This window comes from Paraburkholderia sp. BR14374, assembly GCF_040948685.1.
Lineage (GTDB): Bacteria > Pseudomonadota > Gammaproteobacteria > Burkholderiales > Burkholderiaceae > Paraburkholderia > Paraburkholderia youngii.
On the sequence record NZ_JBFPKF010000001.1, the window covers coordinates 805,557 to 818,420 of the forward strand.

General features: G+C 60.5%; 8 protein-coding genes and 1 pseudogene. 7 read left to right on the top strand and 2 right to left on the bottom strand.

Annotation, left to right across the window (positions count from 1 at the left end; all coding sequences use genetic code 11):
* Positions 1-235: 235 nt before the first annotated feature.
* Positions 236-2,386, top strand: a complete 2,151-nt coding sequence (locus tag AB3X86_RS03655) for a heavy metal translocating P-type ATPase (RefSeq protein WP_368594945.1) — start codon at positions 236-238, stop codon at positions 2,384-2,386.
* A 29-nt stretch (positions 2,387-2,415) separates the two neighbouring features.
* Here AB3X86_RS03655 and eutC read toward each other — a convergent pair whose 3' ends face one another.
* Both eutC and AB3X86_RS03665 read right to left on the bottom strand, forming a co-directional pair.
* Positions 2,416-3,207: an ethanolamine ammonia-lyase subunit EutC gene (eutC, locus tag AB3X86_RS03660; protein WP_368594946.1), complete on the bottom strand. Its 792-nt coding sequence runs from the start codon at positions 3,205-3,207 to the stop codon at positions 2,416-2,418.
* Entirely contained in the window at positions 3,204-4,598 is a 1,395-nt protein-coding gene (locus tag AB3X86_RS03665; protein WP_368594947.1) for an ethanolamine ammonia-lyase subunit EutB, read from the bottom strand. The genes eutC and AB3X86_RS03665 overlap by 4 nt, the downstream gene beginning before the upstream one ends.
* Positions 4,599-4,922: 324 nt before the next feature.
* Here AB3X86_RS03665 and AB3X86_RS03670 point away from each other — a divergent pair.
* The 6 genes and pseudogenes from AB3X86_RS03670 to AB3X86_RS03695 all read left to right on the top strand — a co-directional run.
* Positions 4,923-5,114 (top strand): annotated as a pseudogene (locus AB3X86_RS03670) (AraC family transcriptional regulator); the annotation flags it as partial.
* Between the two features lie 4 nt (positions 5,115-5,118).
* Positions 5,119-6,792, top strand: a complete 1,674-nt coding sequence (locus tag AB3X86_RS03675) for an EH signature domain-containing protein (protein WP_368594948.1) — start codon at positions 5,119-5,121, stop codon at positions 6,790-6,792.
* A gap of 9 nt (positions 6,793-6,801) precedes the next feature.
* Positions 6,802-8,679, top strand: a complete 1,878-nt coding sequence (locus AB3X86_RS03680; protein WP_368594949.1) for a hypothetical protein — start codon at positions 6,802-6,804, stop codon at positions 8,677-8,679.
* A gap of 167 nt (positions 8,680-8,846) precedes the next feature.
* Positions 8,847-10,412 carry a recombinase family protein gene (locus AB3X86_RS03685; RefSeq protein ID WP_368594950.1) on the top strand — a complete coding sequence of 522 codons (1,566 nt, stop codon included), beginning with the start codon at positions 8,847-8,849 and terminating at the stop codon, positions 10,410-10,412.
* A complete protein-coding gene (locus AB3X86_RS03690) occupies positions 10,409-11,311 on the top strand; it encodes a plasmid partitioning protein RepB C-terminal domain-containing protein (protein WP_368594951.1) in 903 nt (300 codons plus the stop codon). Before AB3X86_RS03685 ends, AB3X86_RS03690 begins: the two co-directional genes overlap by 4 nt.
* Positions 11,308-12,210 (top strand): plasmid partitioning protein RepB C-terminal domain-containing protein, encoded by a 903-nt coding sequence (locus AB3X86_RS03695; protein WP_368594952.1) that lies wholly within the window; start codon positions 11,308-11,310, stop codon positions 12,208-12,210. Before AB3X86_RS03690 ends, AB3X86_RS03695 begins: the two co-directional genes overlap by 4 nt.
* The last annotated feature ends 654 nt before the right edge of the window (positions 12,211-12,864 follow it).

Sequence of the window (12,864 nt, forward strand, 5' to 3'; positions counted from 1 at the left end):
GGGCGAAGCCTGTAGCCACGGGGCTTGCGGGGAGGTTGATGCACGGCACGACCATGCTCATGGCATGGATACGGATGGGGAATGCGGGCATTTGCATGGGCATGAGCACGTTCATGGTGCCGACGCGGGTAGTGGTCATCAGCATGAAGGACACGATCATGACGATGGCCATGACCATGACCACGGTCACTCTCACGGCGCCTGCTGCGCCTCCACCGGGTTCACGCCGACCCCGATGCGCCTGCCGGCGTCCGAGGCCGTCGGCGACGACCTGCGCACCGCGATCCGCATCCTGCAGATGGACTGCCCGACCGAAGAAGCGCTGATCCGCAAGAAACTCGCTCGCATGCCGGACGTGCGCAGCATGGACTTCAACCTGATGCAGCGCGTGCTGACCGTCGTCCACGCGTCGGATGCGCTCGAACCGGTCCTCGCCGCGCTGCGCTCGCTCGACTTCACGCCCGAACTGGCGAGCGATGCCAGCGCTGGCAATGCCAGCGCGGCGTCCATTGCGGCTTCTGGCGCCGTACAGAAGCCGTGGTGGCCGTTGATCCTCTCGGGCGTGATCGCGGCGACCTCAGAAGCCGCTAGTTGGCTTGGTGCGCCTGTGTGGGTAGTGGCGGGACTCGCAGTCGTCGCGATCGCCTCCTGCGGGCTCACGACGTATCGTAAGGGCTGGGTCGCACTGCGCAACGGCAACATGAACATCAATGCGCTGATGAGCATCGCCGTGACCGGCGCGGCACTGCTCGGCCAATGGCCCGAAGCTGCGATGGTCATGGTGCTCTTCACGATCGCCGAGCTGATCGAGGCGCGCTCGCTCGACCACGCGCGCAACGCGATCGAAGGGCTCATGCGGCTCACGCCCGCCGAGGCGAGCGTGCAGCAGCCCGATGGCGCATGGCAGCTCGTGCGCGTCGACTCGATCGCGCCCGGCGCGCTGGTGCGCGTGAAGCCGGGCGAGCGGATCGCGCTCGATGGCGAAATCGTCGCGGGCCGCTCGAGCGTCGATCAGGCGCCGATCACCGGTGAGAGCCTGCCGGTCGACAAAGCCGTCGGCGACGATGTGTTCGCCGGCACGATCAACCAGGCGGGCTCGTTCGACTACCGTGTGACGGCTGCGGCTGGCAACACGATGCTCGCGCGCATCATCCATGCGGTCGAGGAGGCGCAGGGCAGGAAAGCGCCGACGCAGCGCTTCGTCGATGAATTTGCGCGCGTGTATACGCCGATCGTGTTCGCGATTGCGCTCGCCGTCGCGCTGATACCGCCGATCGTGTTTGGTGGAGCGTGGCACGCGTGGGTGTACAAGGCGCTGGTGCTGCTCGTGATCGCATGTCCGTGCGCGCTCGTGATTTCGACGCCGGTGACGATCGTCAGCGGGCTCGCGGCTGCCGCGCGCAAGGGGATTCTGATCAAGGGCGGCGTTTACCTCGAACAGGGGCGCAAGCTCACCCGGCTCGCGCTCGATAAGACCGGCACCATTACGTATGGCAAGCCGGTGCAGACCGAGTTCGAGGTGGTTGGCGATGCGGGTGAAACGTTGCGATACCGCACGCTTGCGGCGAGCCTTGCGGGCCGCTCCGATCATCCTGTTTCGATGGCGATTGCTGCTGCCGCGAATGACGACGGCGTCGAACACCTGCACGTCGATGCGTTCGAAGCGATCGCTGGACGCGGCGTGCGCGGTGATATCGACGGTATCGAGTACTGGCTCGGCAATCATCGCTTGATCGAAGAACTGGGCCGCTGCTCGGCGCAACTCGAAGCGCGTCTGGATGCGCTCGAAGAGCAGGGCAAGACCGTCGTCCTGCTCGCCGACGCGCAACGCGTACTCGCACTGTTCGCCGTCGCCGACACGGTGAAGGAGACGAGCCGCGCCGCCGTCAGCGAATTGCAGCGGCTCGGTGTCAGCACCGCGATGCTGACCGGCGACAACCGCCACACCGCCGAGGCGATCGCACATCAGGTCGGCGTCGATGAGGCGCGCGGCGATCAGTTGCCCCAGGACAAACTCGGCGCGATCGCGCAATGGTCCAGCGATGGCGCGACGGTCGGCATGGTCGGCGATGGCATCAACGATGCGCCCGCGCTCGCGCGCGCCGATATCGGCTTCGCGATGGGTGCGATGGGAACCGACACGGCGATCGAGACCGCCGACGTCGCGCTGATGGACGACGATCTGCGCAAGATTCCGGCGTTCATCCGGCTGTCGAAAGCGACGTACGCGGTGCTGGTGCAGAACATCTCGCTCGCGCTGGGCATCAAGAGCGTGTTTCTCGTGCTGACGTTGATGGGCTTCGGCACGATGTGGATGGCGGTGTTCGCCGATGTCGGTGCGAGCTTGCTGGTGGTGGGAAATGGGTTGAGGTTGTTGCGAAAGTGAGTGGCTCCGAGGTTTACGCTCGTTGCATCCTACGTTGAACCGTCGCTCACGGCTGGGGGCGTCGGCGCGTTTGCCAGCAGATCATCGCTGTCGTCTTTCAAACCGACTCCCGTGAGTCTCAGCGTCCTCGCCTGCGTGAGCAGATAGTGCAGTTTATGCGCGGCCTGCGGATAGTCGAGCCCTTCGGGGCGCACGTTCGAAATGCAGTTGCGCTGCGCATCGCTGCAACCCACTTTCGGCGCGTACGTGATGTAGATGCCGAGGCTATCGGGCGAACTCAAACCCGGCCGCTCGCCGATCAGCATCACGACGATTTTCGCGTCGAGCAGTTCTCCAATCTCGTCGCCAAGCGCGACGCGTGCCTGACGCGCGACCACTACAGGACCGATGGTCCAATCCGCCAGCTTTGGATGTATCGCTTGCAGCAACGGTACAGCCTGCTTCGATGCGGCAAACGCCGATAGGCCATCACCGATCACGAACAGCACATCGTTTAATTGCGTTGGCAGACGCGCAAGCGTGGTGCGACTCTCATCCGACAGACGCCGCCCAAGATCAGGTCGCCTCAAATAATGCTCGCGATCCGGCGCGGCGCTATGCACATCGAGCGTGTTGAAACCCTGTTCTTGCAATTGTGCGTGAAGCGCGTCCGCATCGAGCGGATGATGCACAGCGTCGCGTGCCTGCGCATGTGCGAGATTGAACGCGAGCAGCGGCGCGGTCGGCAGGCTGTTGCCCGCGCGGCCCAACGCGATGCGTGCCCGCGTAAACCGACGCAGCGCGTTCCACGGGTCCTTGTCGAGTGCGTCGTTCTCGCTCATGCGATCCCCATCCAGTCGCGCGCGCCTTCGAGCAGCGGTTGCCGCGCCGATGCGCCGATCAACGCGCCGCGTTCGTCGATGATCTGCATCGACTCCAGCCATTCCTCGAATTCAGGCGCGCGCCGCAAACCGAGCACGTCGCGCACGTACAGCGCATCGTGAAACGACGTGCTCTGATAGTTGAGCATCACGTCGTCCGCACCCGGCACGCCCATTATGAAATTGATGCCCGCGACGCCGAGCAGCGTCAGCAGATTGTCCATGTCGTCCTGATCCGCTTCCGCGTGATTCGTGTAGCAGATGTCGCAACCCATCGGCACGCCGAGCAGTTTGCCGCAGAAGTGATCCTCGAGACCCGCGCGCGTGATCTGCTTGCCGTCGTACAGATACTCGGGGCCGATGAAACCGACCACCGTGTTCACCAGAAACGGCTTGAACTTGCGCGCGACCGCGTATGCGCGCGCCTCGCAGGTCTGCTGATCGACGCCGAAATGCGCATCCGCCGACAACGCGCTGCCCTGCCCCGTTTCGAAGTACATCAGATTGCTGCCGACGGTGCCGCGTTCGAGCGACAGCCCCGCCTCGTACGCTTCCTGCAGCAGCGCGAGCGAAATGCCGAAGCTCGCGTTCGCTTTCTCCGTGCCCGCGATCGACTGGAACACGAGATCGACCGGCGCGCCTTTTTCGATCGCGGCGATCGTGCTGGTTACGTGCGTCAGCACGCATGATTGCGTCGGGACCTGATAGCGCTGGCGGAAGTCGTCGATCATCTGCAGCAGTTTTGTGATCGCGGTGAGGTTGTCGCTGGCGGGGTTGATGCCGATCAGGGCGTCGCCGCAGCCGTACATCAGTCCGTCGAGCATCGAGGCGGCGATGCCTTTGACGTCGTCGGTTGGGTGGTTCGGTTGCAGGCGTACGGACATGTGGCCCGGTAAACCGATCGTGTTGCGAAAGCGGGTGACGACCGGGCGTTTACGGGCGGCGGCGATCAGGTCCTGGTTGCGCATCAGCTTCGAGACCGCGGCGACCATTTCTGGTGTGAGGCCCTGGGTGATGCGAGTGAGTGCGTCGGTGTCGGTTGCGGTGCTCAGCAGCCAGTTGCGGAAGTCGCCTACCGTCAGATGGGAGATTTCGGCGAAGGCTTGTGGCGAGTGATCGTCGATGATCAGGCGGGTGACTTCGTCGGTTTCGTAGGGGATCAGCGGTTCGTTCAGGAACGTGCGCAACGGCACTTGTGCTAGCGCCATTTTGGCGGCGACACGCTCTTCTTCGCTTGCTGCCGCGATGCCGGCGAGCTGGTCCCCCGAGCGTTGCGGGCTCGCTTTTGCGAGCACGGTTTTCAGATCGGCGAAGCGGTATGTGCGACTGCCGATCGATTCGGTGTAGCTCATGGTTGCGGCTCCATTGCTTCGCGCGAGCGCGGGTAGGAATGGGAACGGCGGTTTGATGCTGCGGGTTGCTTGCTGCTTGCTGCCGGTGGTGCGTACTAGACGATAGCGCCAAATCGGGGCAACGTCACGTTGCCGGCGTTGGCTGCCCTACCGGGGCTGCGCCGGGCACTCCCGTTTGTGCGCGCGCATCGCGCGGTCAACAGGCGCTTAATCCGCTTGTCGCGGATTACGTTAAATCCGCAGATTTTGGTAAACGGCTGGCATGCCGCAGCGTGGTACCTTGTTCGCATCCTCTCGCGCCAATTTTCTGCGGTCCAGTCAGTCATGCACGAATCAGATCATCGGGCTCGATACGAAACGCGACTCGCACGCGTACTCGACCATATCTACGATCACCTCGACGAACCGCTCGATATCGGACGGCTGGCGGAGATTGCCTGTTTGTCGCCATATCACTGGCACCGGATCTATCAGGCGATGTATGGCGAGACGGTCGCGACCACCGTGCGGCGCTTAGACGATGTTTGGGACTCAAATCGTCGTCAGGCGTGGAGGCCGTGATGAGGCGGAAAAGCCCTTCTGGATTTCTTTTGCTGACTTGATGACTGCGCTGATGGTCCTCTTTCTCGTGGTCATGGGAGTAGCTTTGCTCGCCGTGACAAAGAATGTAACGGAGAAAGAAAAGCGGGAAGAGCAGCATCGGAAGGATATAGAGCTTATTCTCGACCGGTTTCAAGCCACAGCGAAGCGGTACAACGGCATCAAGATAGACCGTGACCGGCATGTCATCGATTTTGGGGACCGCGCGCGCTTTGCGTTTGGGAAATCAAATCTGGCGCCCGAGCAGGAAGCCGTGTTGCGTCAATTCGTCCCTGAAATCCTGACCTTGGCAAACGGTGACCTGGGCAAGCGGATACTGAAGCGCGTGGTTGTCGAAGGCTATCTTCACGACCGTAACCGTGAGATACGGGACAGCAGACCGGGCCCCGCATGGGTTGACACAGCAATTGAGAATCGACAGCTTTTCAACGAAGCGCCCTGCACTCCCTATGTGAGCCAGCTGCTGCGCGGAGACGAATCGCATATCGACCGTATTTGTGAGCAGCTTCAAATCGGAAAGGAGTCGTGGTTTCTGCGCCAGCTCGTGCTGACGCAGGTTGAGGGTGCGACGAAACTCGGTGACGACGAGTTTGTGAGCCTGCTACCTCGCTTGCTCGGCCTGCTGGCCCGTAACGAAGTGCTCCGTGACCGAGGAACAATTCTGGTCCTTGACCGATACGCCCGGGTCTCTGGCAGCCCGCTCCATCCCAGACTTCGCGACCATGCTGTTACCTGGTGGGGCAATCCGTGGCTGCCGTCAAATGCGACACGATGGGGTGGCGTTGCGCCCGCGGCTCGAACGATGGTCTCTGACTGGCTGAAGCTCGAATTTATCGAGACCTTCTTTACGAAGCTGGCAGAGGACGGGCTCGCCGACCGTCGCCGAATGGAATTTTGGAAGCGATATGTCAAGTCCATCGACGACATCGAGTTTGCATTAGGCTCGACCGCACGTAATTCGCGTGAACCTGACCTCGTTGCCCTGCGCAAGAAAATGAAGGGCCTGACTCGCGAACTCGACGCCTCCGGTGCCAACAACGCTTTCATCATGACGATGGGTAAGTTGGTCGCGGTGGAGTTTAGTGGCCTCGGAAATGCGTTTTATGGCTATGACGCCAGTCGTTCGCTGCCCTTTAATACGAGTCAGACATTGAAGCTCGGGAAAGACGAGCGGAATTCGCTCAAGCGTTCGAATCGCATGCTCTGGCTCAAGCATGGGGATGGCATTCATGGCTGGAATCGCTGGGAGGACATGTTCGAGGCAACGCTTCGCGAGAGTTTTCAGATTGTTCCCTCAGTCGACACTTCACGTGCTTCAGTCAGAACCCAGGCCGCAAACGAACGTGCGAAGCCGACGAGTTTCACACCCCAACGCGAGAACGCTCGCTCGTCGCAAAACCGAACCCAGACGCACGAATCCTACTCGCATGTCGCGCTAAAGCGATTCGCGGCAACGCATGGTCTGCAAATCGACGACAGGACTGCAGTCGGCGGAAACTTGTGGGTGCGTGGAGATGAGGATGATGGACATATCGGCCAAGTCCTGGCGGATTGGGGCTTCCATGCGAAGCCGGGCAAGGGCTGGTGGAAATAAGGCGAAACTGTGTTCAAGTTATTCAAGCAGGCAAAAGCGCGAGACGCCGCCACCTGGAAGCGGCAGTGGTCGGATAAGGGCATCGTTCTGACGCGTCGAATTGAAGGCCCGGGTGCGACGGTCGACGGAGATCTCGTCGGGGGCTACCTCACGCAGCTCACCGATGACGGCCTCGCCAACCCGGTCGGGGACGGATTCTTGCTGGACTGGCAGTCCGTATATGAAATCCTCGAACGGCAGGACTACGGGCAGCTGCGCGAGGTTCTTCGAATTCCGCCTTTCACCGACTTCCGTCCGTACCTGCGAAGCGGCCATTCGCTGGTCGACCGCGAGTTCGGTATTGCGGTAGATGGATGGCGCGTCGATGGCGGCCGCGAATTTCAAGGCACTCTCACGGGGCCGGTGATGTCGGAAGGCACCGCAGAGACGCTGATGCGCCCCGCGCAATGGAAGCTCTTCAAAGCGGTGGTTGCGTTCTCGCGCCGTGGTGACGAGGACCGCTCTGATTTGGCCAACCGTCAAGGTTGGGGGCGGATTCGCAAGCTCGCGCTCGACGCCGACGCAGGACTTGATGATTTTCTCTGTCGCTCGGTGGTGTTGAGTCCCGAAAAGCTCAATATAGGTCTGAGGCGGTCGGTTGAAGTGGCGGACGACCACGTAGTCGAAATCGAGCCAAGCTTCGACGGGGCGCCAGACGACTGGCTCGACACGTTCGATAGAGTTCGCGAGATTCGTGACCGATATGACATCACGACCCGAGAGGGAATCGTCCAGGTTCTGGTCACGCCGAAAGTGAAGACGGTGCTTCGTGAAATCAAGCGCTTGCCCGGACGGCGCGTTGCGGGCTCACGGGCACAGGCGTTTTTGCTCAATCCTTATGCGGCGCTGGGCGCTGATGCCGTCGACGTCATCGAAGAGGCACAGTTCGAGCGCGCTCGTGAAGACGCCGGTCTCGACTATGAACGCTTTGTACCGACGTTCGAGCGCGACGGTGCGGGCTATCCACTGCGCGTCGGCCTGCTTATCGAATCGGCCGTGGCAAGCGGGCCGAGCTCCTCGAAGACGCATTGGCTCGACGACAACGAGCTTTCCACGTTCGTCTCGGCCCTTTCACGGTCGCTCGCGCTTGGCCACCAATTGCTTGCCTGGCAGGGCTACGACCTTGCTCTGCAGGGGGATTCGGAGCAGCACCTCGAGGAATTGTCGGCTGCACTCGCGCAACGTCGCAACCCTCCAACGCTGGTCTCCTACGCGCAGGTCCATGACCTGGGTGGCTACTCTTCGCGCATCGAATCGATTGGTGTGGAGAAGCCCTACCATTCGCCGTATATCGCGAAGAAAGATGAAGGTGAGGGTTGGTTCACTACCCCCTCTCAGGCCAGCGATTTCGCTGGTGGGTCAGCCGGTCGCGGGCGCTCGTCTCGACCCGACACGGAGGGGCCCATGAAATCGACCCGCCTTTGTCTTGCCTGTGGCAACGCGTTTGTGCCGCTGCCGCATGTTCCCCGTCAGCGATATTGCTCCTCGAAGGCCTGCCAGCGCGCCCGTCGTCGCGACTGGCAGAGCAACCGGCTCCGTAACGACAGCGACTATCGCGACAATCAGGCCCGGGCGCAGGCGAAATGGCGCGCAAACCACTCGAGCTACTGGCGCGAATATCGAGCTGCCCATCCGGCGTATCGCGAGCGCAATCGCAGTATGCAGCGCTTGCGCAACGCACGACGGGGTTTCAGGCCAGTTGCAAAGATGGACGTCATCAGGCTCCCCCGGCCGCTGGACTCTGGCTTCTACCTGCTATCTCACGCGGACGATGCCGGCGTTGCAAAAATGAACGCGTGGACAGTCCACATCGCCGTGCTGTCTGCGCCGACAGCGCCGCCGATGTGATTGCAAAGAGATGACCTGATACGCGTTGGTGTCGGGCCTGCTACCTTTGCCTTGTCGCCGTTCGCTTTTGAATGCGACCTACTGATGTGAAGCCGCGACGCTCGTATCCGATGCACCCTTGCGTCTGGTGCCTGCCGCGTGTCCGTCTCTGAGTTGCGGGGTGGAGCATGTCATTCGATTTCGCGGATGCACCGGTCGTCGCCAGTTCATCTGCCGGGCGCGCAGCGGAGTACGTCCGCATGTCGACCGAACACCAGCAGTATTCGACCGAGAATCAGCGCGACCGGATTCGGGACTACGCAGCCCGACGCGGATTCCAGATTGTCCGCACCTATGCCGACGAGGGAAAAAGCGGCCTTCGAATCGACGGGAGGCAGGCGCTTCAAAATCTCATTGCCGATGTGGTCAATGGCAAGGCCGATTTCTGCGTCATCCTCGTCTACGACGTGAGTCGATGGGGGCGATTCCAGGACGCCGACGAAAGCGCGTATTACGAGTACATCTGCCGCCGTGCTGGCATCCAGGTCGCGTACTGCGCCGAGCAGTTCGAGAACGACGGCTCACCTGTCTCGACTATCGTCAAAGGGGTAAAGCGGGCCATGGCCGGCGAATACAGCCGGGAGCTGTCGGCGAAGGTGTTCGCCGGCCAGTGCCGTTTGATTGAGATGGGTTTCCGGCAAGGAGGTCCCGCCGGTTATGGACTGCGCCGCGTGCTGGTCGACGACCACGGTCTCATGAAAACGGAATTGCGCCGCGGCGAACATAAAAGCCTGCAGACAGACCGGGTAATTCTCATGCCGGGACCGGAATGCGAGGTGCGAACCGTCAACCTGATTTACGACTGGTTTATCGACGAGTCGCTCGACGAATACGAAATTGCGGCGCGTCTGAACGGTATGCGCGTGCGGACTGACCTTGACCGGGAATGGACTCGAGCCACGGTACGGGAGGTATTGACCAACGAGAAATACATCGGCAACAACGTGTACAACCGTGTGTCGTTCAAGCTGAAAAAAGTGCGGGTGACCAATACACCTGACATGTGGATTCGAAAGGAAGGTGCATTTCAGGCAATCGTGCCGAGCGAGACGTTCTACACCGCTCAGGGCATCATGAGAGCGCGAGCTCGTCGCTATTCCAGTGAGGAGCTAATCGAACGACTGCGCAACCTATACCGCAGTCGTGGGTTTCTGTCGGGCGTTGTGATTGATGAAACCGACGGCATGCCTTCCACGTCGGTTTATGTGTACCGTTTCGGCAGCCTGATTCGTGCCTACCAGACAGTCGGTTTTACGCCTGGCCGAGACTATCGTTACATCGAAACCAACCGCTTCCTGCGGCAACTTCATCCCGAAATCGTCGCGCAAACGGAGACAAAAATCGCGGATTTGGGTGGCGCAGTGATACGCGACCCGGCAACGGACCTGCTGACGGTCAATGAGGAGTTCACAGCCTGCATCGTACTCGCGCGCTGTCAGGCACATGACAATGGCCGCAATCACTGGAAGGTGCGCTTTGACACCAGCCTTCTGCCGGACATCACGGTCGCCGTGCGTCTCAACCAGACGAATGAATCGACCCTGGACTACTACCTGTTGCCACACCTGGATTTTTGCCAGCCTCGCATTCATCTGGCAGACCAGAATCCCATCGAGTTCGAGAGCTATCGCTTCGATACGCTGGACTACCTCTATGGCATGGCCGAACGCGCCCGTCTCAGGAGGGTAGCGTGACTACGCGGCAGCAGCCCGGAGAAATCCGGATGGTCCCCGTCTCCCAGATTGAAGTTATCAATCCGCGAGAACGGAATGGTCGGGTCTTCAAGGAAATCGTCGACAACATCAAGACCATCGGTCTCAAAAAGCCTATCGTGGTCACACCACGAGCCACGGCCAGCGGCATAGAGAAATACCTGCTCGTGTGCGGCGAGGGGCGACTGAAGGCGTTCCGCACGCTCGGCGAAACGACGATTCCCGCGCTCGTGGTAAGCGTCAGCGATGAGGACGCGTTCGTCATGAGTCTGACTGAAAACATTGCGCGCAGACAGTGCCGCCCCATCGAACGGCTTGCCGGCATTCGGCAATTGCAGCAGCACGGGTACGCGCCGAAGGTCATAGCCGAGAAAACAGGTCTCACGCCGACTTACGTTCAGGGCATCCTCACGCTGCTGCATCAAGGCGAAGAGAGGCTCGTGGTTGCAGTAGAGAAAGGCCTCGTTCCCCTGAATGCCGCCCTCACGATTGTCGGTGCCGGCGACGACGACGCCGACATACAGGCCGCACTCCAGGAGGCCTACGAGTCCGGCAAATTGCGGGGCAAGCAGCTGATGAACGCACGCCGTGTCATCGAGCGCAGAAAGGCGCTCGGGAGAGGCGCCGCGCGCAACATGACCAGCAAGTCCGCTGCCGTCACGACTTCGAGTCTCGTACGCACCTATGAGCGCGAGGTAGAACGTCAGAAATCCATGGTCAGAAAGGCAGAATTCACACAACAGCGGTTACTGTTTGTCGTCGGTGCACTGAGGCAACTGTTTGCCGAAGAGAACTTCATCAACCTCCTGCGCGCAGAAGGGCTAGCCAGCCTGCCGAAATATCTTGCCGAACGCGTCTGGCCAAGCGGGGGTGTTTCATGACGGGCGTCACTCTCGGATTCATTCCAGAACCCCTGTCGGTGCCAGTCTGCAACATCCTGCCTTCGCGCAGGATACCGGCGCCCGTGGTCGAATCACGAAAATACAAGCAGATAAGGACCTCCATTGAGGAGGTGGGTCTTATCGAGCCGCTCTCCGTAACGGCTGCGGACCAGTCTTCCGGGCAACATGTTCTACTGGACGGTCATCTGCGCTTGCTCGCCATCCAGGACCTCGGGCACGAGCGCGCTGCCTGTCTTGTCGCGACGGATGACGAAAGCTACACGTATAACAACCGCGTCAATCGTCTTTCGACAATCCAGGAGCACTACATGATACGTCGCGTAGTGGAGCGAGGCGTATCACCTGAACGACTGGCGAAAGCGCTCTCAGTGGATGTATCGCTGATTATCAAGAAGATGTCGCTCCTCGACGGCGTGTGCCCGGAGGCGGCTGAACTTCTCGGCGACCGGCAGTTCTCCCCGGAGCTTGTTCGTGCAATTCGCAAAATGAAGCCGACGCGGCAGGTGGAATGCGTTGAACTGATGGTGGCCGCGAATAATGTAACCGTCTCCTACGCCGAAGCCTTGTTGGTCGCCACGCCCGCGGCGCTGCTTGCAGAGGGGAAGAAGCCCAGCAAACTGACTGGCGTTAGCCCGGAGCAAATGGCGAAGATGGAGCGGGAAATGAGCAACCTTCAGGGTCAGTACAAGCTCGTGGAACAGACTTACGGTCAGGATGTATTGAATCTGGTCCTTGCAAAAGGTTATCTCGCCAAACTCCTCGAAAACGAATCTGCACGACAATATGTTACTCAACACCATCCGGACCTGATGATGGAGTTCGAGTCCATCATTGCAACCATTTCACTGGACCAGCAGCAATTCAGCGCGGCCCTCTAGCCGAAATTCCTCGTAGAGGCATTTTCAAATTGGTTGCGACGCTCCGCACGCTGAGCGCTACAGCCTCGACATCTTCGCGCGCCGGCACGGGAGCGGTATTGTGAAAAGCGGGCAACCAGGATGAGCTGGCCGCAAGTGAATCATCGCGCCCGCCGGGGTGCCTATGTGATGAGGCAGGCGCTGCTGATGAGTGAGCAGCCTGTCGGTTTTCTTTCTGGACAGCCGCCTTTCGCACAATTCCGAATGGCCCATCTCTCGAGTACGCCGCTCGCTCGTTGACGATGCCCGGACTGCGGTGGTCTCGATGCATCCTTTCAATGGGGAGACTGTACGTGCGCTTCGTGCGATGCAGCGCGCTAAGCCGGCGACGAGCAAAAACAGATTCCTGCGCCGTTTCGCGAATCCTGGCCAGCCGGACGCAAACTGCTAAATTCTGGAGATGAAGTCACATCGTACTTACGATAGCTATCATGTCGCCGCCGCCCAAAAATTTGGTGGCCAAAGCGGCTTCCAAGCTGCGGAACATCTGGCTGACCGGAGCTGGCGACTGCAGGTCATAGTTCGACGGTAATACGCGAAGTGGCGATTTTTTCGGTCACTCGTTCGCGTGCCCCGTCCATGATGCAAGCAGCTCGGGAGTTTGACGTCCGCTAA

Coding starts and splice junctions, on each gene's coding strand:
- AB3X86_RS03655 (WP_368594945.1), top strand. CDS start 236: ATGCGCCTGCCGGCGTCCGAGGCCGTCGGCGACGACCTGCGCACCGCG.
- eutC (WP_368594946.1), bottom strand. CDS start 3,207: ATGAGCGAGAACGACGCACTCGACAAGGACCCGTGGAACGCGCTGCGT.
- AB3X86_RS03665 (WP_368594947.1), bottom strand. CDS start 4,598: ATGAGCTACACCGAATCGATCGGCAGTCGCACATACCGCTTCGCCGAT.
- AB3X86_RS03675 (WP_368594948.1), top strand. CDS start 5,119: ATGTTTGGGACTCAAATCGTCGTCAGGCGTGGAGGCCGTGATGAGGCG.
- AB3X86_RS03685 (WP_368594950.1), top strand. CDS start 8,847: ATGTCATTCGATTTCGCGGATGCACCGGTCGTCGCCAGTTCATCTGCC.
- AB3X86_RS03695 (WP_368594952.1), top strand. CDS start 11,308: ATGACGGGCGTCACTCTCGGATTCATTCCAGAACCCCTGTCGGTGCCA.